The sequence below is a fragment of the Ignavibacteriota bacterium genome, assembly GCA_016716225.1.
Taxonomy (GTDB): domain Bacteria; phylum Bacteroidota; class Ignavibacteria; order Ignavibacteriales; family Melioribacteraceae.
The window spans coordinates 2,642,528-2,665,746 of the sequence record JADJWT010000001.1 but is presented as its reverse complement, the minus strand read 5'-3'; the positions used below and the strand labels follow the sequence as shown (position 1 = coordinate 2,665,746).

Here is a 23,219-nt window from a genome sequence, read left to right as displayed (position 1 = left end):
TGGAAAGTGATAACGTTTAAACATTAATAATATAAATTTGTTTCAGCAGATAAAAAAAAGCGTCTCGAAAGACGCTTTAATTTTTGAATTGTAATTTTAGTTCAGTTTAAATAAAATTGGAATTGAAACTTGAACTCTAACCGGTTTACCTCTTTGTTTCCCAGGTTTGAATTTTGTTTTCATAACTGCATCGACAGCGGCTTCATCACAACCTGCACCAATTCCTTTAATAACTTCAGCTTTCTGAACATTTCCGCTTTCATCAACGAAAGCTTTAATATAAACTCTACCTTGCACACCGGCTCTTTTAGCAATTTCCGGATAAATAATTTTTTCTTGAATTCCTTGAATTCCACCAATTGGTTCCGGCATGTCCTCAACAGCAACAAAAAACTCAACTGGAACTTCTTCCTCTTCTTCTTTCATAGGTGGAGGCGGAGCTGCAACTTCTTCATTTATATCAATTTCTGTATCTTCAATTTCGATATCTTCTAATTCATCATCAGAAGGTGCTTCAATCGGAATTGGCGGTTTTGGTGGTGGAGGCGGTGCAGTTTCTTGTTTTGTAATATCAACATCTTCAACTTCAACCAACTCTTGAGGTGCTTCAACTGCTAAAGAATCACCTTCAAATCTTGGAAAATACTTAAACGATAAAATTAAAAGCAAAAGAGCAATGATTATACTAATTTCAAATACTCTTCGGTACTTTAATTTTAAATCAACTTTTGGATTTTTTGGTAATGCCACTGCTTTCCTCCTAATAAGAAAGAATGTGATTTATTTGAATTAAAACATAAAAAAACATTCTTTTATTGTCAAATTATAGCACAAAAATTATACAAAAATTTTTCTAAGTTGTTTCAATTTGTGTCGATTTATTTTTAATTATTGTTAGGAAAATTTTAATAATTAAAATACCAACAATTGTTCCTATCAAATCTGCAACCCAATCCAAAAATTCACCGGATCTATTCGGAACAAAAATTTGGTGTAATTCATCAATCAGTCCATAAAAAATGCAAATAATAAATGTGAATTTTAAAAAATTTTGTGTAACACCTTTCCATTTTTCTTGAAAATGAAGATTGAGTCCCAATAAAACAGCCAAAATTAAATATGCACCAAAATGTTTAATTTTATCTGATATATCAAAAACATCTACATAAGGAGTTGAAGGTAATGTTGTTGCAATAAACAAAATTATCCAATAAAGAATTAGAGGGATTGTTAAAACCTTTAGTCTATTTTCTTTTATATAATTATACAAATGATTTTCTCAAAAATTTTATTGTTTTTGGAAAGTTTGAAATTATTTTTTCCGGTGTAATGCCGAATTCAGATTCTTTAGCAGAAATTAAATCTGCGGTTAAACCGTGCAAATATACAGAAGAAATTATTGATTTTTCTAATTCTTTTTTCTGAGCTATAAATGACGAAATTATTCCGCTCAAAACATCTCCGCTTCCAAATTTTGCCAAACCGGAATTTCCGGATGTGTTAATAAAAATCTCCCCATTTTTATTAAATAAAATTGTTGACGCTCCTTTTAGTACCAAAAAAGATTTTGTTTCTTCAACAAATTTTCTACCGAATTTAAAAAGATTTAATTTTAATTCTTCCAATTCAATTCCAAGTAAATCAGCAAATTCTTTATGATGCGGTGTAAATACACAATTTGCTAAATTCAATTTTTTATAATTTCCGTTACCTAAACTAAAAATTGCGTCAGCATCAATTACAAATTTTGTTTTGGGATTTTTCTTAATTATTTCAACTACTGAATTTTGTGTTTCAATATTTCTTCCCAAACCGGGACCAATTAAAACGGAATCTGCCCAATTAATTTTTTCAGATAATTCATCAAGATTTTTTGTAGATAAAATTTCCGAATAATTATCATTATATGAAAATACAATTGCTGAATTCATTTTTGGTTGAACCAAATTTCTTACAGATTTTGGAAATGCTAAATATCCGGCACCGCTTCCGGAAATCATTGCGGCGTTTATAGCAAAAACTGCAGCCCCCGACATTTTTCCAGATCCGGCAATTACAAAAACTTTTCCCGCAGAATATTTATTTAAATTTGATACTTTTTTAGGAAGTCCTAAAATTGCATCTTCCGGCTCAATTAAATATTCCTTAACGTCTAATTTATCAAAATAATTTCCGCCAATTCCAATTGAACCTTTGACAATTTTACCCGAATTAAATTTTCCATTTTCATAAAAAAGTCCGGTTTTTAATTCAGCTAAAGTTACAGTGAGATCTGCTCTGAAGATTGTATTTCCGCTTGCATTTTCTAAATTTAATCCAGTTGGATTATCAATCGAAATTTTTACTGCAGAAGTATTATTTAAATTTTCTACAATTTCTCTTATCGGAGATTTTAATTCACCTTGCGAGCCCGTACCAAGAATAGCATCAACTATGAAATCAGAATTTTTAATAAAATTCAAATCGGATATTTTTTTGAAAAATTTGATATGCAGATTTTTATAATCTTTGGAAACACTTTTTAAAATTTCAAAATTGATTTTCGCATCGCCGGAGATTTCATTTTCGTTTGGAATAACTAAAACTTTTACTTCAAAATTTTCTACCGATAATTTTCTTGCTAATGCAAAACCATCGCCGCCGTTATTGCCTTTTCCACAAATAATTGAAATATTATGTTTTTTATTAATATCTGGATATTCTTTAAATATTTCAGTTTTTATACTTTCTGCAGCATTTTCCATTAATAAAACTGAAGCGAAAGAATAATTTTCTACTGCAAATTTATCTGCATTTCTGATTTGATTTATGCTAAAAAGTGGAATCACTTTATAAACCTATTCAATAAAAATAACATCGTCACCAATTTCAGTAATTTCCAAAATATGATTTTCAGATGGATTTAAAGAAATTTTTCTATGCGATTTCATATCAAAAATATCTTCCCCATCTTCAACCAAAATTAATTTTATTGTTTCATATTTGGAAACATCACTTAAGATATCTTCATGATCGAAAAAATAAATTTCCGTAAATTCATCAAACTTTTCATAATACGCACCTTCTGAAACAGAACTGAAATCATAAATGATTTCGTCATCAATTACTGCTTTTAAAATATCGCAGACAAAAGGAAGTAATACTCGTGATCCGTAAAAAAGTCCGTTTACTTTTTTTTCCAAAACTTGATCTAATGTTCTCATTTAAACTCCGTAATAAAATAATAGCCAAACTAATGCAAAAATTGGAAGCAAAACCGGAATTGAATATTTAACAATATATGCAAAGAAACTTGGCATTTTAATTCCTGATCTTTCACAAATTGATTTCACCATAAAATTTGGACCGTTGCCGATATATGACATTGCGCCAAAAAATACAGCTCCCACTGAAATTGCGGATAGATAAATTGGATAATCAATAGAAAGCTGATGAACTTGTTCAATTTTGTTTACATCCAAACCAAATTTTCCCATTGCTGCACTAAGAAAATTTAGAAAAGTTGGGGCATTATCTAAGAATGCTGATAAACTTCCTGTTGCCCAATAAAAAATTCCGGGGATTAACTTATCGCCATAAACATTTGCCTCATGAGCAATTAATTGCAATGCCGGAATCATTGTTGCAAAAATTCCAATAAACAAAAATGCAACTTCTTTTATTGGTTCAAAATCAAATTCATTTGCTTTAAGAATTTCTTTATCGGCATTTTTATAAGCAAAATACACAATTGAAAACATAATTATTTCTCTAATTCCGAATGGTAGCGGAGATAAACTTGGAACCCAAGGAATTATTGCCGGATCAATAAATACCGAAATTAAAATTACAATCAAATAAATTACGTTTTTGAATCCCTTAAATTCAATTTTACCTGAATAATTTTCCTGATCATTTTCTAAAATATTTTTTGAATCAATTATGTAGAAAATTATTACAATAAGTGATGCAGCTAATAACCATATATACCAAATATGACCAAAAAACCAAAAGAAATTAACTCCGCGTAAAAACCCTAAAAATAATGGCGGATCACCAATAGGTGTTAATGCTCCTCCAACATTACTTACAGCAAAAATGAAAAATATAAATTGATAAGGTTTGATTCGTTTTTTGTTAAGTTTAATAAATGGTCTAATCAATAACATTGATGCACCGGTTGTACCAATAACATTTGCAATTACTGCTCCAAAAAATAAAATTACTGAGTTTAAAAGTGGTGTGGATTTTTTATCAATTTTTATTAAAATTCCACCTGAAGCAACAAATAGAGATGCAAGTAAAGCAATAAATGCTAAATATTCTGTTAATGTGTGAAGTAAACTGTGAGTATCACCAAGTACTGCTGAATAATAAATTACAGTTATCAATCCTAAAATTATTGAAACTTTTGGATAATGATGTTCCCAAAAATGATGATAAAACAGAGGTCCGGTTGCAATCATTAATAATAGAACAATAAAAGGAATTACCATAAAAGTTGCCGGTAATGTGTGAGAGCCTTCCGATGCAAATAAAAATTCGGGAGAGAAAAATAATAGTAAGAAAAGTGAAACAATTTTAGTTTTCATAAAAATTCAAGATTTATTTTAGAATTAAGGTGTATTTCTGTAAATCATTCTTGGGAAAGGAATTGTTTCACGTAAATGTTCAATTCCACAAATCCAAGTTACTGTTCTTTCTAAACCTAAACCAAATCCCGCATGAGGAACCGAACCGAATCTTCGTAAATCCAAATACCATTCAAAATAATGCTGTGGTAATTTATGTTCATTTATTCTTTGTAACATTAAATCTAAATTATCTTCTCTTTGGCTTCCGCCGATAATTTCTCCGTAACCTTCGGGAGCTAAAACATCAACAGCCAATGCAACTTTAGGATTTTCCGGATCTCGTTTCATATAAAAAGCTTTTATTTCTGCGGGATATCTATGAACCATAACCGGTTTATCAAATTGTTCGGAAATTACTGTTTCATCCGGTGCACCAAGATCATTTCCCCATTCAAATTCTTGTCCTTTAGAACGTAAAATTTCCACGGCTTCCGTATAAGAAACTCTTGGAAATGGTCGTACAACTTTTTCTAATTTTGAAGTATCTCTTTCTAAAATTTCCAATTCAGGTTTGCAATCCTTTAAAACTGTTTGGACAATATGTTCAAGAAATTCTTCGGCTAAATCCATATCGTCATCAAGATTATAAAAAGCCATTTCCGGTTCCACCATCCAAAATTCTGTTAAATGTCTCCTTGTTTTCGATTTTTCCGCTCTAAACGTTGGACCAAAAGTATAAACTTTGCCCAAAGCCATTGCACCGGCTTCCGCATATAGTTGTCCGGATTGTGTTAAATATGCTTTACCCAAATCAAAATATTCCATTTCAAAAAGTGTGGAAGTTCCCTCAGATGCATTTGGTGTAATAATGGGCGGATCAAAAAGTGTGAAATCTCGTTCATCAAAAAAATCTCTTATTGCTTTAACAATTCGATGTCGAATTTTTAAAATTGCTGCTTGTCTTTTTGAGCGAATCCACAAGTGTCTCTTATCAATTAAAAATTCAATTCCGTGATCTTTTGGTGTAATAGGATAATCAACCGAATCTCCAATTAATTTTAAATCTGTAACATCAAGCTCAAAACCACCAACTGCACGCGGTTCTGATTTAACAATTCCCGTAATTTCAAAACTACTTTCTTGAGTAATAGAATCAGCTAATTGAAACACTTCTTCGGAAACATTTCCTTTAAAAACAATACATTGCAGATATCCGCTTCCATCACGTAAAATTAAAAATTTTACTTTTCCGCTAGACCTTTTATTAAACAGCCAGCCTTTTAATGTTACGGTTTGACCAATATGATTTTCTAAATTTTTAATATAAACATGAGAGAGCATATAATTTCCAATATTTAGTACGAAAAATTAATTAAAGAAAAATAATACTTTTAAGTACAGTTTCACAAATTTTGTTATTTAAATATTTATTTTGGTCTAAGTGTTTTAAAGATAGACAGAAATTTAATTTTTCAAAGTGTCAAAAATAATTCCCTCGCGTAAAGCATATTCGGAAACTACCATTTCTTTAATTTTGAATTGCTCAAAAATTGTAGTTAATAAAATTATTCCGGCGGGAAAAATATCAGCTCTTCTCTCATCAATTCCGGCAATACTTTTTCTTTCTTCAAAAGTTTTTTCCGATAAAATAATTTTCTGAATTTCAAATAAATCTTCTTTCTCAATTTTGAAATTATTCAAACTTTCCAAATTTACTTTTTTGAATTTTATAGAATTTATAAGATTTCCCACAGATAAAATTGTTCCGGAAGTTCCAATTACAATATCAGTTTCTTCAAAATTAATTTTACTTTTTGATATTGCTAAATTTTGTTCAATATATTTTTTACAATCAATTATTTTAGATTCCGTAATTGTAAAATCCGGGAAAAACATTTGCGTTAAGCGAACTGCACCGAGTTTTAAACTTTCTGAAAAAATTATTTTTTCATTTTCGCCGATAATAAATTCCGTACTTCCACCGCCAATATCAATACAGAGACATTTTTTATTTTTAATTTTAATGGAATTTGAAATTCCCAAATAAATTAATCTGGCTTCTTCAATTCCATCAATAACTTTTATTTGGATTCCGGTTTCATCAAAAATTTTCTTTATAAATATATTTTGATTTGAAGATTCTCTAACCGAACTTGTAGCAACGGCAAATATTTCTGCTTTATGTAATTTGGCAATTTCTGAAAATTTATTTAAAACTAAAAGCGATTTTTCAATTAATTCTATGGAAATTATTTTTGATTCGTTTGTAAAATTTTCACTTAAACGTATTACTTCTCGTTCGCGATGAATAATTTCTAAATTTAAGTTTTGTGAAATTTGTGCAATTATTAAGTGAAATGAGTTTGAACCAATATCAATTGCGGCAATTTTTTTCATGGAATAAAGTTTTTAACTTTGTTTTGTAAATTCGCAAAAACTTAGATTTTTTATTTATCTGTAGGCGGGTTATCTTTATCATTAATATCTTCAAATTCTGCATCGATAACTTCTTTTTTGTTAATTTTACTTTTTACATTTTCCTTATCAAAAATATTTGTTTCAGAATTTCTGTTTGAAGAATTTCTAAACATATTTACAATTACTTTATAGCTTTTGTAAAATATATAGCCAATTAAAATGTAAAATAATAATCTAAATATTCCGGTCATTTTTATACTTTTATTTTTGGATTAAAATATTCTATGAAACCTCTATCTTTTCTAAAAATTTGATTATAGAGTTCATCAAAATCATCTTCTTTATTTACAAAATCAATTTCAGTTGTGTTCACAATTAGCAAAGGCGTTGAACTGTATTTGAAGAAAAAATTATTGTAAGCTTCACTTAATTCACGAATATATGTTCTTGTTAAATTTTTCTCGACCGATCTTCCACGTTTTTTAATATTATAAATTAAACGATCGACACTTGCTTGGAGGAAAATTACCAAATCGATTTGTCGCAAATTTCTTTTCAACAAGGGAAAAACTCCTTCATACAATTTTAGTTCTTCACCAGAAAGATTTAAATATGCAAAAATTTGATCTTTATCGAAAAAATAATCCGAAACCAAATATTCCGTAAAAAGATCTTCTTGGTTAAACTGTTCTTGTTGCTTAAATCTGTTAATTAAAAAAAACATCTGTGTTTGAAATGCGTAACGTTTTCTGTCATCGTAAAATTTTTCTAAGAATGGATTGTTTTCAAATTCTTCCAAAACTAATTTTGCCGAAAGTTTTTCTGATAATTTTTTAGCTAATGCTGTTTTACCAGCTCCAATTACACCTTCAATTGCGATATATCTCGGTTGTTCCAAAAAATTCTCCGTATTCAAAATTATATTTTCAAAATAGTTTTAAAATGAAAGTAATGAAAAATGCTAATTATTGATCTAAATTTCTAATCCAAATTTACTAATTATAAATTTATGAGATAATTTATTTAGGTATTCTTTTAACTTAATTTTTGTTTCCGGATTTACCAAATTTTTAGATAATTCCAATAATGGTACCAAAACAAAATCGCGATTTACCAAATCTTTATGCGGAATTGAAATATATTCATCGGCAAAAACCAATTTGTTGAATAATAAAATATCCAAATCAATTTCGCGCGGTCCCCAATTTTGTCTTTTAATTCTACCGATTTTTTTCTCAATAGATTTTGTAAAATCAAAAAGTTCTTGCAAAGTTAATTTTGTGTTGAAATAAATTACTGCATTATAAAAATTATTTTGTTCAATATTTCCGTAAGGCAAAGTTTCATAAATTGAAGAAATTTTTACGTCAGAAATATTTTCATTTTCGCTAATTAATTTTATAGTTTTTCTAAAATTTAATAAACGATTCCCAACATTTGAGCCAATTCCAATATATACTTTATTCGTTTCTGCCTTTTTCAACTTCTGCTTCCACATGTTCAATAATTCCGCCGACGGGAACATTATTTTTTCTGACTTTTACCTTTACTTTTTCTAAAATGGGATAAGTCTTTAATAAACTATCTGCAATAATTGTTGCCAATGTTTCTATCAAATAATATTTTTTTTCATGAATTATTTTGTTAATAAATTTATATACTTCATCATAATTTATTGTTTTAGATAAATCATCATTTGCGGCAGCTTCCGTAAAACTGAAAAACATATCAACATCGGCTTCAAACTTTCCGCCAATAAACTGCTCTTCTTTTAAAGCTCCGTGATATGCATAAAAAACCGCATTTTTTATTCGAACAACATTTAACATTTACAATTCCTTTTTATTAAGAATATATTTTCTTAATTGCTTAAAATTAGCAAATAAAATTCCAATTAACACAAAAAGTGCCCCAACTAAAACTTTTGCAGAAAGTTGTTCGTTAAGAATCAGCCAGCCCAAAATTAATGCAATAATTGGGGTTATAAATGATGAAAGCGCTAAAATCACCGCGTTAATTTGCTTTAACAACCAATAATAAATTGTAAAAGCCGCAATTGTTCCAACAACAGCTAAGTAAGAAATTGACAAAATTGCTTTTGTGTTAAATTCCCAAATTGATGAATCTTCGAAAAAGAAACTTAACGAAATCATGGAAATTCCGGCAATCAACAACGGAATTGCATTTAGTGAAAACGGATGAAGATGACTTCCCCATTTTTTTACCACAACTGAGTTTGAACCTTGAATTATTGCGCTTAACAAAACCGCCAATAATCCTAAAGTATGATTTTCAATATCCAATTCTAAACTATCTGAAAAAATTATTAGAATTCCGATGAAGCCTAAAATTACACTTGCCAATTTGAAAAAATCTGCAGATTCTCCTTTGAGAATAAACCAAGAAAATACGAAAACTGAAAATGGAAAGATTCCGAACAATACTGAAGCTAATCCACTTGGCACGAATTGCTCTGCCCAATAAACCAACCCAAACGGAATTGTAAATGAAAAGAATGCTAAAAAAATATACATTTTTATTGAATTGGAATCCAAATGCATTTCAATTTTTTTGATAAATACGATTGCAAAAATTATTATTGAAGCTGAAAGAAAACGCAATCCCGCAGAAATTAAAGGAGTTAATGAATCCAATCCCAGCCTTATTGCAAGCCACGTTGAGCCCCAAATAAGACAAATTGCAACATATCCCAAAGCAATTTTTAATGAATTACTCATTTGTTCCTTTCATAGCAATTACGCCAAAAGCCCGACCGGAATTTTGTTTATCTCTTCGAAATGAATGAAAATTAGAATTCCTAAAACTGCAAATTTCGTCAACTTCAATTTGATTTTCGGGAACACCGAATTTCAACAAAATATCTTTATTTGCAGATTTCAAATCGAGTAAATATTTTTCTCCATTTGGAATTAAATATTTTGATTCAAACTTTTGATCGAATTCTTTTCCAACTTCATAATTTTTTTGAGAAATTGAAGGTCCAAAATAAACAACCAAATTTTTTGGATTACACGAAAATCCATCAATTAATTTTCGTACGGTTTTTTCCAAAATTCTTTTTTCTGTTCCTTCCCAACCGGAATGAACTGCAGCAATTACTTTTTCTTTAGAATCATATAAATAAATATTTGTGCAATCCGCAGTTGAAACTGCCAAACCAAAATTTTTAGTTTTTGTAATTAATGCATCTCCGGTTAAGTTTTTTTCAAAACTTTCAACAAAATTTATAATATCACTGTGAGTTTGTTTTTCAATTACAACATTTTTTGAATTTAATCCTAAATGATTAAAGAATTTTTCTCGATTACTTTCAACTTTATTTTCATCATCGCCAATCGATTTTGACATGTTGAAATTAAATTTATCATTTTCAATTAATTTAATTTTTTGACTGAAGCCAAAAATTATTTCCGGAAATTTTTCTAATATTTTCGATTTGTGAATAACCATAAGATTTTAGATTCTGAAAAAATGAAGTGAAATTTACTAACGAAGTTCTGCAATTAAAAGTTGTAAATAATTTTTACTTACTTTGATTTGTTTTTAATTGAATCAACGACAGTTTTTCCATAGTCCGATAAATTGAATTTCTCTGAACTTTTAAGTTCAATTAAAATTCCAAGTTTCATCGGTTGATCAAAATCAATTTTAAAATCGTTTTGAGTTGGTATTAAATACGGAAAAAAGTTGAGAGAATAATTTTCCTTTATTTCTGTATTTGGGTTTGTAATTGTGGAATCATTATAAATTTTTCTGTAATACTCAATATAGGCTTCGTCATTTTCTAATTTTAAAAAACCATTCTCAAGAACTAAATAAATTTCTCCATTTGAGTTAATCATTCCAACAACATTCTGTTCAAGATTTTCAATTTCTTGAGAAAATAAATTTGAAGAAAAAAATAAAATGCTTATAAAAAGAAATTTCAAATTTCACTCAATCTGTGAATAATTGATATTATCGGAAATATTTTTTTGAAATGAAAATTTATGTAGTGAATGAAAATTTTCACTCACTACTTTTATTAAAGTACTAAATTACTTTTAAGGATTCCTCCAAATCGGTTAAAACATCATTTACATTTTCAATTCCAATTGCTAATCTTACACCACCGGCATCAATTCCACGTTCAACTAATTTATCAGCTGGAATTACAGAATGTGTCATCGAAGCCGGATGTTCAATTAAAGTTCTTGTATGACCCAAACTTACTGCCAACGTCATTGTATAAGCATTTTGTGCAATATGATCCATTAACTTTTTACCATTATTTTTTGTTTCTTCCGGAGTATTTCCTTTTAGTACAAAATAAATTAAACTTCCCGGTGCAAAATTTCCGTAGAAATCTATCATTTGTTCTTTTGCAATTTCATACTGCGGATGAGATTTCAATCCCGGATATTTAACAAATTCCACTTTGTGATGATTTTCTAAAAATTCTGCAATTTTAATTGATGATTGAATTTGGTGTTTTTGTCGAAGTGCCAAACTCGGCAATCCGTAAGTTAAAATTGCCCAAGCACTTTTTGTATTTAGCACAGCTCCGAAATCTTTTCTATAAAGAAGAAGTGCGTCACGATATTTATTTTTACCGATTACAGCACCTCCCATATCTGTTCCAAATCCGCCCATTCCTTTTGTTAAAGAATGAACAGTGAAATCTGAACCTAATTCTATTGGTCTCTGACTGAATGAAGTTGCAAAAGTGTTATCAACAACAATTGTTAATAAATTATTTTCGCTTCTTGATTTATTAATTTCATCAACAATTTTTCTTAACTCAATAATATTTATAATATCCAAGTTGGGATTTGCCGGTGTTTCAAAATAAATAACTTTTGTGTTTTCATTTAGTACGGAATAAATATTTTGGAGATTTGTTAAATCAACCGGATGAACTTTTATATTTAACCGCGGATACCAATTATTAAAAAGCGAAATTGTACATCCATACAAAGTTGTGTGTGTAATAATTTCATCACCGGATTTTGTAAGAATTCCTAAAACTCCGGAAATTGCACTCATTCCGCTTGCAAATGTAACAGCCATTTCACCTTTTTCAATAAATGCCAAATTTTCTTCAAGCATATCTTTATTGGGTTCGCCGAGTCTATCGTAAATAAAAATTGGCTGTTCATTTCCATGAGCTTCAGTTTGTGCAAATTGCATAAAACCTTCTGCACCGCGCTCAACAGAATCAAGCCTAAAAGTTGTGGATGAAGAAATCGGTGCAGTTACATGGTGGCTATAATCCCATTTGTTTGAAACATTTTTTCCATAAATTAAATGTGTATCCATGGAATATTTAGAATCATTGTTGTTATTATTTTCTTTCATACTTACCTCAATTTTAATATTTAAAATTAGCTAAAGTAATTTTGTAAGTCCATTGAAAGAATAATTGAAGAACAATTTTTGGTATTATTAAAGAGAATAACCTCGCAGAAATTCTTCGGTTTTCATTCGTTTTCGTCCTTCCGGTTGAATTTCAATAATCTGAATTGAATTTTGAGATGTGCCAATTATAATTTCATTTTTAGATTGATAAATTTCGCCAGTTTTCAAATCTGAATTTTGTAAAACTTTAGTTGAGTAAACCTTATACAATTTTTCATTATGATAAAAAAAAGCTCCGGGAAATGGAGATAATCCTCTTACTAAATTATGAATTTGATACGCGGTTTTATTCCAATTAATTTCACAAATTTCTTTAGTTATTTTTGGAGCCGGTGTTGCAATTGAATCATCTTGCTTTTGAAGTTCAATTTTATTTTCTTGAATTAAATTTACAGTTCGTAAAGTTAAATCTGCACCAACCAAACTCATTTTATCATGAAGTGTTTCGAAATTATCACTTCCTAAAATTTCAACTTTTTCTGTTAAAATAATATTTCCCGTATCAACTTTATCTTCCAAAAAAAATGTTGTTAATCCAGTTTCTGTATCACCATTTATCAATGCCCATTGGATCGGGGCAGCTCCTCTATATTTTGGAAGCAAAGATCCGTGCAAATTGAAAGATCCAAATTTTGGAATTGTGTAAATACTTCTTGGCAATATTCTAAATGCAACAACAACAAATAAATCTGGATTTAATTCTTTTAAATCTTTTACAAGATTTTCATCTTTTAAATTTTCCGGAGTGAAAACTTTGATGTTATTATCAACAGCAAATTGCTTAGTTGGAGTTGGTGATAAATTCTGCCCACGCCCGCGAGGTTTATCCGGTGCAGTTACAACAGCTAGAATTTCATGATTGTTTTCGTGAAGAATTTTAAGAGAAGGAATTGCAAAATCTGGAGTTGCAAAAAAAATTATTTTCATATTTTAAATTTCTAATTCAGTTACTGGGTAATCACAATCTACTTCTCTATTTTGAATTTTCTTCAAAAGTTTTGATAATTTTTTTTTCTCACTTTCAGCAATTCTATCTGGAATCATTTTACCAATTAGATGATCATATTCATGGAGAATAACTCTTGCAAAAAAATTAGAAGCTTCAATTTCAACTTCTTCTTCATTTGTAGATAAATATTTTATTCTAATATCTTTTGCTCTTTCAACATCCGCTCTAAGACTTGGCAAACTTAAACATCCTTCTTCCAAAATTATTTTTTCATCGGATTGCAAAATTATTTGTGGATTTATCATTGCAACTGGTTTTATACCTTCGCAATCTTCAACGGTTGAAACATCAACAACAAAAATTTGTTTATCTAATCCAACTTGATTTGCGGCTAATCCAACTCCATAGGCGTTTCTCATTGTTTCAAACATTTTTTTAACAATTCTAATAATTTCATCATCAATTGCTTTAACCGGTTTAACTACTTTTCTTAAAATCTTATCGCCGTATTGTGTAATTGGATAAACTAACATTTAAAACTCATCCTTATAATTTTGATAAATAAAAATAATTAAGTTTGATTGAAGATAAAAGTTTACGAAATTAAAAAACCTCAGCTTTTGACTGAGGTTTGTAATTAAGATTTACTTAATTTCTATTGTGCGAGGTTTAACTCTTTCTACTTTAGGAAGATTGATTGTTAACCTTCCATTCTCAATAGAGGCAACAATTTTTTCTTCATTCACACTATCAGAAAGTTTGAATTTTCTGTAATAATTACTTGGATCAATTTCCTTTAACAAATATTTTTTATTCAAAACATCTGAGTAATTAATTCTTCCCATAATTACCAAATCGCCGTCTTCAACTTTTATTTTTACATCTTCTTTGTTAACGCCCGGCATATTCGCAATTATGAAATAATCATCATTTGTTTCGTAAATATCTATTAATGGTGCAACCCAAGATTCTTTTTCGAGAGCTTCCTCCCAACTTCTCTTTTCTTCAACATTTGTTAATAAATTTGTTTCTTCCATTTTTATTTCTCCTTTACTTTCAATTATTCATTTCGTTATAATATTTTCTATTTATCGTCATCAACAACTTCATAAGAAGCATCTTCTACATTTTTACTTTCGTCTTTTGGTGCTTCCGATTTTGGTTGTGATTGTTGTGCATTTGGATCAAACCCTTGCCCAGGTTGACCTTGAGCACCCGGTTGTTGATATAAATTTTGTGCAGCATCACTCCAAACTTTACTTAGTTTATCAGTTGCAGCTTTGATTGTATCTGTATTATTTGTTTTAATTGCTTCTTCAACATTAGCAATTTCTGCTTCCAATTTTGATTTTGTATCAGCTGGCAATTTATCTTTTAATTCTTCAATTTGTTTCTTTGTCTGAAAAACTAAATTATCAGCACTATTTTTAATATCAACACTTTCTTTTTTCTTTTTATCTTCAGCAGCATGTTCTTTAGCTTGATTTTTCATTTTTTCAATTTCATCTTTATTCAATCCACTCGAAGATGTAATTCTAATACTTTGCTCTTTTCCAGTAGCTTTATCTTTTGCAGAAACATGCATAATTCCGTTTGCATCAATATCAAAAGTAACTTCAATTTGAGGAATTCCTCTTGGTGCCGGTGGAAGTCCTTCTAAATGGAATCTTCCCAAGGTTCTGTTATCAGCTGCCATTGATCTCTCGCCTTGAAGAATATGAATTTCTACACTCGGTTGATTATCAGCCGCAGTTGAAAATACTTCACTTTTCTTTGTTGGAATAGTTGTATTTGATTCAATCAATTTTGTCATCACTCCGCCCAAAGTTTCTATTCCCAACGAAAGTGGTGTAACATCCAACAACAATACATCTTTTACATCACCAGCTAAAACACCGCCTTGAATTGCTGCGCCAACTGCAACAACTTCATCCGGATTTACGCCTTTATGAGGTTCTTTTCCAAATATTTTTCTAACCAAATCTTGAACTTTTGGAACTCTTGTAGAACCACCAACTAAGATAACTTCATCAATTTGTGAAGCTGAAACTCCGGCATCTTTTATTGCTTGTTCGCAAGGTCCAGCTGATCTTTCAATTAAATCATCAATTAATTGTTCAAACTTTGCTCGAGAAATTGTGATATTTAAATGTTTAGGACCATCTTGAGTAGCAGTTATAAAAGGCAAATTTACATCAGTTTGAGTAGTTGAAGACAACTCAATTTTTGCTTTTTCTGCACCTTCTTTTAATCTCTGCAACGCCATAGGATCTTTGCGCAAATCGATTCCTTCTTGTTTCTGGAATTCACTTGCTAAGTAATCAATTAATCTTTGATCAAAATCATCACCACCCAAATGTGTATCACCGTTGGTTGATTTAACTTCAAAAACTCCATCACCTAATTGAAGAATAGAAATATCAAAAGTTCCGCCGCCTAAATCATAAACAGCAACCAATTCTTCTTTATGTTTTTTATCCAAACCATAAGCAAGTGCTGCAGCTGTTGGTTCATTTATAATTCTTCTTACTGATAATCCGGCAATTTCACCGGCATCTTTTGTTGCTTGTCTTTGTGCATCATTGAAATAAGCCGGAACAGTAATTACAGCTTCTGTTACTTCTTGACCCAAATAATCTTCGGCTGTTTTTTTCATTTTCTGCAAAACCATTGCACTAATTTCCGGGGGTGAATATAATCTTTCATCTATTTTAATTCTTGCAGATCCATTATCTCCCGCAACAACTTTATATGGCACTTCTCTTATTTCGGTTCCAACTTCATCAAATCTTCTTCCCATAAATCTTTTAACGGAAAAAACTGTATTATTTGGATTAGTTACTGCTTGTCTTTTTGCCGGTTGACCAACTAATCTTTCACCGCTTTTTGTAAAACCTATTACTGATGGAGTTGTTCTTCCACCTTCTGAATTTGGTATTACTACCGGATCATTACCTTCCATCACAGCTACGCACGAGTTTGTTGTTCCCAAATCAATTCCTATAATTTTACCCATTTCATTTCTCCTTAATTAAAAATTAAGCGACTCAATATGAGTCGCTTTTAACTTATTTAGTTTAGTTCAATAATTTTTTCTTTTGCGGTTTTTGGTTCAAGCTTATTCAATTTTATCTCCAACATTCCGTTATCAAATCTTGCTTCAACATTATTTGAATCAACTTCAACCGGCAATGTGAAACTTCTTTTAAATTTTCCGTAAGATCTTTCTTCACGATAATAATTTTTTTCTTTTTCTTTGGTTACTTTTTTCTTTTCACCTTCAATTGTTAAAATGTTATCTTGCAATGTGATTTTTAAATTTTCTTTTTTAACTCCCGGAATTTCAGCATCGACAATAATGTTTTTTTCATTTTCGGAAATATCTATTCTTGGTGAAAAATTATCTTTTTCAATTGCTGTAAAACCCGGAAATTCATCAATGAATCTTTGAAAACGGTTTGCTAAATGATCAAAATCTCTCATTGGTTCAAATCTTAAAAGTGTCATGTTAAGTTCTCCTTTTTAATTTTTGATTATTTTTGATCTTTAGTTAACAGAAAATGTGCCAAAATTTAATTTAACCGTAACTTATTATAATTAAATAATTTAGGTTTTTTTTTGAAATTTACTTTTTTTTGTCATATTGTCATAATTAAGTATAATTGGCGCACAATATTGTTTTTTGTCTTAAACTTTGTCAATTTGTCGTAACTTGGAGGTTTTATGTTTAACATCGAAGAATTTGATTTAAAATTAGAAACTAAGTTTTTAGGAAGGAATTTTGTTTATGTGGAAGAATTAAATTCTACAAATGAATATTTAATGAAAGAAAGTGAAAATTTTGAAAACGGAACAGTTTTATTAAGCGAATTCCAAATTGACGGAAAAGGAAGATTGAACAGAAAGTGGTTTAGTAATAAAGCTCAAAATCTTACTTTCTCAATGTTATTTAATAAAAAATTAGATAGAATTAATATTAATCACATAAATTTATCTGCATCACTTGCCGTTGCAAATTCCATAGAAAATTTATTTCAGTTGAAAACGGAACTAAAATGGCCGAATGATATTTTGATAAAAAATAAAAAAGTTAGCGGAATTTTACTTGAATCAACATACAATGGGGCAAAACTGGAAAAATTAATTATTGGAATTGGAATAAACGTAAACCAAACAAAGTTTGAAGGCGAATATAAAATTAAACCAACTTCATTAAAATTTGAAGTAAAGAAAGAAATTTCACGTGAAAGGTTTTTAAGTGAAATATTAAATAATTTTGAACTTAATCTTGTTGAACTAAAAACTAACTCAAAAAGAATTTTAGATGAATGGCGAGAAAAATGCAGAATGATCGGCGAACATATTACAATCGATTCAAATAATCAAATTTTACACGGAATTTTTTATGATATAGATGCAAACGGTTTTTTGATTTTGAAAATTGGTGATAAATTAGAAAAAATAACAAACGGAGATATTACTTTAAAGTAATTATGAATATTTACTTAGATAACGCCGCAACAACTAAACTCCATCCAAAAGTTTTGGAGAAGATGCTTCCGTATTTAACAGAAAATTATGGAAATGCTTCCGCAATTCATTCTTTTGGAAGAAAAGTCAGAGTAGCGATTGAAGAATCCCGAGAAGTAATTGCAAATTTTATAAATGCAGATCCCAGTGAAATTTATTTTACAAGCGGCGGAACCGAAGCAAATAATTTTATAATAAATGGAATTACAAAAACAGAATTTCTGGAAAGTGGAAGAAATAAAATAATTACTTCAAAAGGTGAACATCATTCTATTTTAAATACTTTTAAAAAATTAGGGAAAGAAAATTATAATTCAACTTACATAAATATTGATGATAAATTTCTTCCGAAAATTTCTGAAATTAAAAAAGAAATTAATTCTGAAACTTCACTAATTTCTTTAATTCATCTTAATAATGAAACCGGAAGTATTTTTGATTTTACAAAATTGGAAACGCAAAATATTTATATCCATACTGATGCAGTTCAAAGTTTTGGTAAAATTAAAATTGATGTAAATGAACTTGGGATTCATGCACTTTCGGCTTCCGCACATAAAATAAATGGACCGAAAGGAATTGGAATTGCTTATGTAAAAAGCAGAACTCCGATGGAATCATTTATTCTTGGCGGCGGTCAAGAAAGAAACAGAAGAGCCGGGACAGAAAATGTTGCGGGAATTATCGGTTTTGCTGAAGCTGTAAAAATTGTAAATGATGAAATGCAAAATAATTTTGACAAAGTGAGTGAATTAAAAAATTATTTTTTTGATCAGCTAAAATTAAATTTTGCAAATAAAATTTTAGTAAATAGTTTTGAAAATTTCTCACCTTATATTTTTAGTATATCTTTCAATCCGGAATATTATAAAAATGATTCAGAATCAATTTTAATGTTTTTAGATATTAACGGAATTGCCGCATCATCCGGCTCAGCTTGTACTTCGGGAACGTTAAAACCTTCTCACGTAATTTTGGAAAGCGGGAAAACTATCGAATATGCAAAAGGAACTTTAAGATTTTCTTTTTCTATTGAAAATAGTAAAACAGATGTTGATTTTACAATTTCGATTTTAAAGAAAATTGCGGCGAAAAATCAGAAATAAATATTTATTCCTTTTAAAAATCTAATTCATATAGCCAATTAATTGAGTTACTTTTTCCTTCAAATCTTTACGATGAACTATAGAATCCACAAATCCGTTTTCAAGTAAAAATTCAGAACGCTGAAATCCTTTAGGTAAATCTTTTCCGATTGTTTGCTTAATTACACGCGGTCCGGCAAATCCAATTAATGCTTTCGGTTCTGCAATTATAACATCTCCAAGCATTGCATAACTTGCGGTTGTTCCGCCGGTTGTTGGATCAGCCAAAATAGAAATATATGGCAATCCGGCATCTGCCAATCGAGCTAATCTGCTGCTGGTTTTAGCCATTTGCATTAAAGATAACGCACCTTCCATCATTCTTGCGCCGCCGCTTTGAGAAATTATAATCATCGGAATTTTATTTTCGTAAGCTTTATCTATTGCTCGGGCAATTTTTTCTCCAACTACAGAGCCCATACTTCCGCCAATAAATTTAAAATCCATACATGCAAAACTTACTTTCTTCCCATTGATTGTTCCCAAACCCGTTTTTACAGCATCGTTCAATCCGGTCTTTTTAATCGTTTCAGTAATTCTATCTTTGTATGATTTTGTATCTTCAAATTTTAATGGATCGGCTGATTTCATTTTTTTATCAAGTTCTTTAAAGGAACCATTATCAAATAAAATAGAAATATATTCATCACTATTAATTCTAAAATGGTGATCGCATTTAAAACACACCCAAGCATTTACTTCTAATTGTCGTGCATAAATTATTTCACCGCACTTTTCGCATTTTATCCATTGCCCGTCCGGGACATCTAATTTTTTACTTTCGGGAGAAATATTTTGTTTGGATCTTTTAAACCAAGCCATTTAATTATTCCTTTTCAATATTAGCAATTAACGTTAAAACGCGAGATGGATTTTTAGGATCATTTGAAACAATTGTAACAGTTCTTGCAATTTGTCCCAATAAACCTTTTGTATTAAATTCAATTTTCAATTCGGAATTTTCATTCGGAACCAAATTTTTATTCTGCAATGAAGTTTTTGTACATCCGCAAGAAGATTTAATTTCTTTGATCTCCAAATTACTGTTGCCAATATTTGAAACATCAATATTAACTTTATAGGTTTTACCTTCTTTAACATTTCCAAAATTGTGAGAATATTTTGAAAGTTTTAATTCCGGTTGAAAAAGCGGATTAGTTGTATTTCCCGAAAGAATATTTGCGGTAAACGACAATCTATATTGCGGATTTTCCGGATCGTTGGTAAAAATATAAACATATTTTTGCTGCTTGCCCATTCTTCTATTTGTATCAAAACGAACATTAATTGAAGTTGTATCATTCGGTTTGATTTCATTTTTGGAAGGCTGCGCCGCAGTACAGCCGCATGATGCTTTCACTTTAGTAATCTGCAAAACATCACCGCCGGTATTTTGAACAATAAATTTATGATTTAATATTTCACCCTCTCTTACATTTCCAAAATCAAATTCTGTTGTTAATGCAGAGATTTTAGGTTTTGAAAGTTGTGCATTTATGGAAATGTTAAAAATAAATATCGTGAAAACTAAAAATAATTTTTTCATTGCATTCTCTTAATCTTAAAATCTTTTAAATAATTTGGTTCAAGAAAATCGTAATCAAAAGTTAACAAATCTCTACCAAAAAAATAAGACCATTTTCCAATATATGAAGCTCTTGGAGAATTTATCAATTTGATATTTTTTACATTTTTGATATTTCCAAAAATCAATGAATCTTCATTTATAAAATTGTTAAAATCATTTTTCAGAATTAATTTAGGAGTTATAATTTCTTTAAAACCAAATTCTTCACTAATAAATTTTGAAAAATAACACTCCTCAATATTTGCATTATTTACAATAAAATATTCGGAATTCGATTTTAGATAATCTGAAATTTCTAAAGCTAATGCTGAAAAAGTCGGAACTGGAATTATCGGTAAATTTGAAGTAAACGCAATTGCTTTTGCGGCAGTTAATCCAATTCTTAATCCAGTAAAAGAACCCGGACCAATTGAAACTGCTACACTTGTTAATTCTTTTGTAGAAATTTTATTTGAGTTCAATAATTCTTCAATTGTTGGAATTAACTTTTCCGAATGAACATGTTTTAATAAGATATTTCTTTCGTCAAAATTATTTTCGTCAAAAATTATTGCAGCGCTGCATAATTCATTTGAAGTTTCGATTGCCAATATTTTTTGTATTTTTTCCATCAATTAACTTTTGATTACTTCAATTTTTCTAACTTCATTTTCATTTTGATTGATAATTATTTTTAAAAAATTATTCGGTAAAATTTCAGGAAATAATTCAGCCCATTCAATAAATTTGATTGCTTCATCGTTATTCAAATAATCATGAAAACCAATATCGTAAAGTTCTTCAATTTTTTTTATTCTATAAAAATCAAAATGATAAATTTGAACTTTACCAAAATATTCGTTTACAATTGCAAAAGACGGACTAACAACATTTTCAATTCCGTAATTTAAACAAATAGATTTTACCAAAGTAGTTTTGCCGCTTCCTAAATTTCCTTCAAGAAAAATTACGTCACCATTTTTTAAGATATTTGAAATTTCAATGGCAAAATTATTTAATTCGGAAAGATCATGAATTTCCGATTGCAATAAAGTTTTCAACTAAACTTTACTCTCCATTGTTATAACGGGCAGAATCATTTCTTCCATTGAAATTCCGCCATGCTGAAATGTATCTTTATAGTGATTTAAATATTTGTGGTATTCCGTGGGATAAATAAAATAATAATCTTCTTTAGCGATAATGTAACTACCCGTTACTCCATGTTTCGGCAATTTAAATTTATTTGGATTTGTAATTTGCATTGCAAATTTTGGATCAACTTTTAAATTCTTTCCAATTTTAAATCTGAGATTTTTTGATGTTTCTCTATCGGCAAAAACTTTTGCGGCTCTTCGTGTAATAATACTTCCATGATCAGTTGTAATTATAATTTTTGCCTTATTCATATTTGCAATATTTCTAAATGTTCCAAATAATGATGAATGCTGAAACCAGCTATTTGTAAGCGATCTAAACGCAGCTTCATTTGGTGCAATTTCTTTTATCAATTCAGAATCTGATCTTCCATGAACAAGCATATCCAAAAAGTTTACAACTACTGCCATAAAGTGCGTTCGCTTATGCGAAACTATATTTTGCTCAAATGATCTTCCAACATCCGGATCAATAATTTTCATATACTTCAAATCATTATCTAATTTTATTCGCTTTCGATCAAGTAAAAATTGAAGCAAATCCTTTTCATATTTATTCTGACTTCTTTCATCATCCTTATTGTCCTGCCATAAATCTGGATAATAATTTTCAATTTCAGAAGGATACAAACCGCTGAACAATGAATTTCTTGCAAACGGAGTTGCTGTGGGCAAAATGGAATAATAATAATCTTTTTCTATTGAGAAATATTCCAATAAATGTTTTTCCATAAGTTGCCATTGATCCAAACGAAGACAATCAAGTACGAAGAAAAATACCGGACCTTCGGCACTTGCTAAATGAGGAAGTACAAATTGCTCAACAATATCTGTGGTTAAAAGCGGAACATTTTCACCGCCTTTGTTGTGAATCCAATTTTCATAATTGTTTTCAATATATTTTGAGAATTCTTGATTACATTCTTTTTTTTGCTCTAATAAAGTTTGCTGTAAACCAACTTCTCTATGGCTGTCAAGTTCCATATCCCAATTAACCATTTTGAGATTTATATCAATCCAATCATCAAAATCCAAATTATCTAAAAGTCGTTTTGAAATTTTACTAAAATCTTCTAAATAATCTTTAGTAACATATTCTTCGGAAATTTTTTTGCCGTCAAGAATTTTTTTACATACCATTAATATTTGCGATGGAACAACTGATTTTATTAGGTAATCTGTAATCTTACTTCCAATTGCATCATTCATTAAAGATTCTTCTTCGCTTTTTGTAACCATAACAACCGGAATATTTGGTTTCAATTCTTTAATTACGGAAAGTGTTTCTAAACCTCCCATTCCTGGCATCATTTCATCCAAAAATATTAAATCATATTCTCTATTTTTTATTTCAGAAATTGCATCTTTTCCATTTGTAACGGTTTTGACATCGTAACCTTTTTCATTTAAAAATAAAATATGAGACCGAAGCATTTCGATTTCATCATCAACCCAGAGAATTTTATAATTTTTCATTTGCAT

At 29.4% G+C, this 23,219-nt stretch carries 27 protein-coding genes; 2 read left to right on the top strand and 25 right to left on the bottom strand.

Annotated features, from left to right (window positions below; genetic code table 11):
• Positions 1 to 96: 96 nt before the first annotated feature.
• The 20 genes from IPM32_11805 to IPM32_11710 all read right to left on the bottom strand — a co-directional run bounded on the left by IPM32_11805 (position 97) and on the right by IPM32_11710 (position 16,845).
• Positions 97 to 750 (bottom strand): energy transducer TonB, encoded by a 654-nt coding sequence (locus IPM32_11805; GenBank protein ID MBK8945940.1) that lies wholly within the window; start codon positions 748 to 750, stop codon positions 97 to 99.
• A gap of 103 nt (positions 751 to 853) precedes the next feature.
• A complete protein-coding gene (vanZ, locus tag IPM32_11800) occupies positions 854 to 1,270 on the bottom strand; it encodes a VanZ family protein (GenBank protein ID MBK8945939.1) in 417 nt (138 codons plus the stop codon).
• A complete protein-coding gene (locus tag IPM32_11795; GenBank protein ID MBK8945938.1) occupies positions 1,263 to 2,828 on the bottom strand; it encodes an NAD(P)H-hydrate dehydratase in 1,566 nt (521 codons plus the stop codon). Before IPM32_11795 ends, vanZ begins: the two co-directional genes overlap by 8 nt.
• A 9-nt stretch (positions 2,829 to 2,837) precedes the next feature.
• Positions 2,838 to 3,203, bottom strand: coding sequence for a hypothetical protein (locus IPM32_11790; GenBank protein MBK8945937.1), 366 nt, complete (start codon positions 3,201 to 3,203; stop codon positions 2,838 to 2,840).
• Positions 3,204 to 4,571, bottom strand: a complete 1,368-nt coding sequence (locus IPM32_11785; GenBank protein ID MBK8945936.1) for a sodium:proton antiporter — start codon at positions 4,569 to 4,571, stop codon at positions 3,204 to 3,206.
• Positions 4,572 to 4,595: 24 nt separating this feature from the next.
• The gene (gene asnS, locus IPM32_11780) at positions 4,596 to 5,894 is read right to left on the bottom strand and encodes an asparagine--tRNA ligase (protein MBK8945935.1); all 1,299 of its coding nucleotides are present in this window, start codon (positions 5,892 to 5,894) and stop codon (positions 4,596 to 4,598) included.
• 123 nt (positions 5,895 to 6,017) lie between these two features.
• Positions 6,018 to 6,950, bottom strand: coding sequence for a Ppx/GppA family phosphatase (locus IPM32_11775; protein MBK8945934.1), 933 nt, complete (start codon positions 6,948 to 6,950; stop codon positions 6,018 to 6,020).
• 50 nt (positions 6,951 to 7,000) lie between these two features.
• Positions 7,001 to 7,222, bottom strand: a complete 222-nt coding sequence (locus IPM32_11770) for a hypothetical protein (GenBank protein ID MBK8945933.1) — start codon at positions 7,220 to 7,222, stop codon at positions 7,001 to 7,003.
• Between the two features lie 2 nt (positions 7,223 to 7,224).
• Entirely contained in the window at positions 7,225 to 7,869 is a 645-nt protein-coding gene (locus IPM32_11765) for a deoxynucleoside kinase (protein MBK8945932.1), read from the bottom strand.
• Between the two features lie 75 nt (positions 7,870 to 7,944).
• On the bottom strand, positions 7,945 to 8,469 hold the full coding sequence (gene folK / locus IPM32_11760; GenBank protein MBK8945931.1) for a 2-amino-4-hydroxy-6-hydroxymethyldihydropteridine diphosphokinase: 525 nt from the start codon (positions 8,467 to 8,469) through the stop codon (positions 7,945 to 7,947).
• The gene (folB, locus tag IPM32_11755) at positions 8,432 to 8,800 is read right to left on the bottom strand and encodes a dihydroneopterin aldolase (protein MBK8945930.1); all 369 of its coding nucleotides are present in this window, start codon (positions 8,798 to 8,800) and stop codon (positions 8,432 to 8,434) included. Before folB ends, folK begins: the two co-directional genes overlap by 38 nt.
• The gene (locus IPM32_11750; GenBank protein MBK8945929.1) at positions 8,801 to 9,709 is read right to left on the bottom strand and encodes a DMT family transporter; all 909 of its coding nucleotides are present in this window, start codon (positions 9,707 to 9,709) and stop codon (positions 8,801 to 8,803) included.
• A complete protein-coding gene (gene pgeF, locus IPM32_11745) occupies positions 9,702 to 10,442 on the bottom strand; it encodes a peptidoglycan editing factor PgeF (GenBank protein ID MBK8945928.1) in 741 nt (246 codons plus the stop codon). Before pgeF ends, IPM32_11750 begins: the two co-directional genes overlap by 8 nt.
• Before the next feature lie 77 nt (positions 10,443 to 10,519).
• Positions 10,520 to 10,921 carry a hypothetical protein gene (locus tag IPM32_11740; GenBank protein ID MBK8945927.1) on the bottom strand — a complete coding sequence of 134 codons (402 nt, stop codon included), beginning with the start codon at positions 10,919 to 10,921 and terminating at the stop codon, positions 10,520 to 10,522.
• A gap of 103 nt (positions 10,922 to 11,024) precedes the next feature.
• Positions 11,025 to 12,329 carry an aminotransferase class I/II-fold pyridoxal phosphate-dependent enzyme gene (locus tag IPM32_11735; GenBank protein MBK8945926.1) on the bottom strand — a complete coding sequence of 435 codons (1,305 nt, stop codon included), beginning with the start codon at positions 12,327 to 12,329 and terminating at the stop codon, positions 11,025 to 11,027.
• A gap of 87 nt (positions 12,330 to 12,416) precedes the next feature.
• Complete coding sequence (locus tag IPM32_11730; GenBank protein ID MBK8945925.1) at positions 12,417 to 13,316, bottom strand: methionyl-tRNA formyltransferase; 900 nt, start codon at positions 13,314 to 13,316, stop codon at positions 12,417 to 12,419.
• A 3-nt stretch (positions 13,317 to 13,319) separates the two neighbouring features.
• The gene (def, locus tag IPM32_11725) at positions 13,320 to 13,871 is read right to left on the bottom strand and encodes a peptide deformylase (GenBank protein ID MBK8945924.1); all 552 of its coding nucleotides are present in this window, start codon (positions 13,869 to 13,871) and stop codon (positions 13,320 to 13,322) included.
• Between the two features lie 111 nt (positions 13,872 to 13,982).
• Positions 13,983 to 14,375, bottom strand: coding sequence for an Hsp20/alpha crystallin family protein (locus IPM32_11720; protein ID MBK8945923.1), 393 nt, complete (start codon positions 14,373 to 14,375; stop codon positions 13,983 to 13,985).
• Positions 14,376 to 14,422: 47 nt separating this feature from the next.
• A complete protein-coding gene (gene dnaK / locus IPM32_11715; protein MBK8945922.1) occupies positions 14,423 to 16,354 on the bottom strand; it encodes a molecular chaperone DnaK in 1,932 nt (643 codons plus the stop codon).
• A 56-nt stretch (positions 16,355 to 16,410) separates the two neighbouring features.
• Positions 16,411 to 16,845, bottom strand: a complete 435-nt coding sequence (locus tag IPM32_11710) for an Hsp20/alpha crystallin family protein (protein ID MBK8945921.1) — start codon at positions 16,843 to 16,845, stop codon at positions 16,411 to 16,413.
• Between the two features lie 216 nt (positions 16,846 to 17,061).
• Between IPM32_11710 and IPM32_11705 the strand changes: the two genes are divergently transcribed.
• Both IPM32_11705 and IPM32_11700 read left to right on the top strand, forming a co-directional pair.
• A complete protein-coding gene (locus IPM32_11705) occupies positions 17,062 to 17,829 on the top strand; it encodes a biotin--[acetyl-CoA-carboxylase] ligase (GenBank protein MBK8945920.1) in 768 nt (255 codons plus the stop codon).
• A 2-nt stretch (positions 17,830 to 17,831) separates the two neighbouring features.
• Positions 17,832 to 18,974: a cysteine desulfurase gene (locus tag IPM32_11700; protein ID MBK8945919.1), complete on the top strand. Its 1,143-nt coding sequence runs from the start codon at positions 17,832 to 17,834 to the stop codon at positions 18,972 to 18,974.
• Positions 18,975 to 18,995: 21 nt separating this feature from the next.
• Here the strand turns inward: IPM32_11700 and IPM32_11695 are convergent, their stop codons facing one another.
• Genes IPM32_11695 through IPM32_11675 form a run of 5 tightly spaced genes read right to left on the bottom strand, consistent with a single transcriptional unit; the run spans position 18,996 to position 23,213 of the window.
• Entirely contained in the window at positions 18,996 to 19,835 is an 840-nt protein-coding gene (locus IPM32_11695) for an acetyl-CoA carboxylase carboxyltransferase subunit beta (GenBank protein ID MBK8945918.1), read from the bottom strand.
• A 4-nt stretch (positions 19,836 to 19,839) separates the two neighbouring features.
• Positions 19,840 to 20,559 (bottom strand): DUF1573 domain-containing protein, encoded by a 720-nt coding sequence (locus tag IPM32_11690; GenBank protein ID MBK8945917.1) that lies wholly within the window; start codon positions 20,557 to 20,559, stop codon positions 19,840 to 19,842.
• Complete coding sequence (gene tsaB / locus IPM32_11685; protein ID MBK8945916.1) at positions 20,556 to 21,212, bottom strand: tRNA (adenosine(37)-N6)-threonylcarbamoyltransferase complex dimerization subunit type 1 TsaB; 657 nt, start codon at positions 21,210 to 21,212, stop codon at positions 20,556 to 20,558. The genes IPM32_11690 and tsaB overlap by 4 nt, the downstream gene beginning before the upstream one ends.
• 3 nt (positions 21,213 to 21,215) lie before the next feature.
• Positions 21,216 to 21,641, bottom strand: a complete 426-nt coding sequence (tsaE, locus tag IPM32_11680; GenBank protein MBK8945915.1) for a tRNA (adenosine(37)-N6)-threonylcarbamoyltransferase complex ATPase subunit type 1 TsaE — start codon at positions 21,639 to 21,641, stop codon at positions 21,216 to 21,218.
• Positions 21,642 to 23,213, bottom strand: coding sequence for a bifunctional response regulator/alkaline phosphatase family protein (locus IPM32_11675; protein ID MBK8945914.1), 1,572 nt, complete (start codon positions 23,211 to 23,213; stop codon positions 21,642 to 21,644). It abuts the gene before it with no gap.
• Positions 23,214 to 23,219: the final 6 nt, after the last annotated feature.

Bases quoted from the DNA above. Each gene is read 5' to 3' on its own strand.
- IPM32_11710 (MBK8945921.1), bottom strand. From the start codon at position 16,845: ATGACACTTTTAAGATTTGAACCAATGAGAGATTTTGATCATTTAGCA.
- IPM32_11730 (MBK8945925.1), bottom strand. From the start codon at position 13,316: ATGAAAATAATTTTTTTTGCAACTCCAGATTTTGCAATTCCTTCTCTT.
- pgeF (MBK8945928.1), bottom strand. From the start codon at position 10,442: ATGGTTATTCACAAATCGAAAATATTAGAAAAATTTCCGGAAATAATT.
- IPM32_11705 (MBK8945920.1), top strand. From the start codon at position 17,062: ATGTTTAACATCGAAGAATTTGATTTAAAATTAGAAACTAAGTTTTTA.
- IPM32_11720 (MBK8945923.1), bottom strand. From the start codon at position 14,375: ATGGAAGAAACAAATTTATTAACAAATGTTGAAGAAAAGAGAAGTTGG.
- IPM32_11735 (MBK8945926.1), bottom strand. From the start codon at position 12,329: ATGAAAGAAAATAATAACAACAATGATTCTAAATATTCCATGGATACA.
- IPM32_11785 (MBK8945936.1), bottom strand. From the start codon at position 4,571: ATGAAAACTAAAATTGTTTCACTTTTCTTACTATTATTTTTCTCTCCC.
- IPM32_11700 (MBK8945919.1), top strand. From the start codon at position 17,832: ATGAATATTTACTTAGATAACGCCGCAACAACTAAACTCCATCCAAAA.
- asnS (MBK8945935.1), bottom strand. From the start codon at position 5,894: ATGCTCTCTCATGTTTATATTAAAAATTTAGAAAATCATATTGGTCAA.
- IPM32_11775 (MBK8945934.1), bottom strand. From the start codon at position 6,950: ATGAAAAAAATTGCCGCAATTGATATTGGTTCAAACTCATTTCACTTA.
- IPM32_11695 (MBK8945918.1), bottom strand. From the start codon at position 19,835: ATGGCTTGGTTTAAAAGATCCAAACAAAATATTTCTCCCGAAAGTAAA.
- IPM32_11750 (MBK8945929.1), bottom strand. From the start codon at position 9,709: ATGAGTAATTCATTAAAAATTGCTTTGGGATATGTTGCAATTTGTCTT.
- dnaK (MBK8945922.1), bottom strand. From the start codon at position 16,354: ATGGGTAAAATTATAGGAATTGATTTGGGAACAACAAACTCGTGCGTA.
- IPM32_11675 (MBK8945914.1), bottom strand. From the start codon at position 23,213: ATGAAAAATTATAAAATTCTCTGGGTTGATGATGAAATCGAAATGCTT.
- IPM32_11690 (MBK8945917.1), bottom strand. From the start codon at position 20,559: ATGAAAAAATTATTTTTAGTTTTCACGATATTTATTTTTAACATTTCC.
- folK (MBK8945931.1), bottom strand. From the start codon at position 8,469: ATGTGGAAGCAGAAGTTGAAAAAGGCAGAAACGAATAAAGTATATATT.
- tsaB (MBK8945916.1), bottom strand. From the start codon at position 21,212: ATGGAAAAAATACAAAAAATATTGGCAATCGAAACTTCAAATGAATTA.
- IPM32_11790 (MBK8945937.1), bottom strand. From the start codon at position 3,203: ATGAGAACATTAGATCAAGTTTTGGAAAAAAAAGTAAACGGACTTTTT.
- IPM32_11770 (MBK8945933.1), bottom strand. From the start codon at position 7,222: ATGACCGGAATATTTAGATTATTATTTTACATTTTAATTGGCTATATA.
- folB (MBK8945930.1), bottom strand. From the start codon at position 8,800: ATGTTAAATGTTGTTCGAATAAAAAATGCGGTTTTTTATGCATATCAC.
- def (MBK8945924.1), bottom strand. From the start codon at position 13,871: ATGTTAGTTTATCCAATTACACAATACGGCGATAAGATTTTAAGAAAA.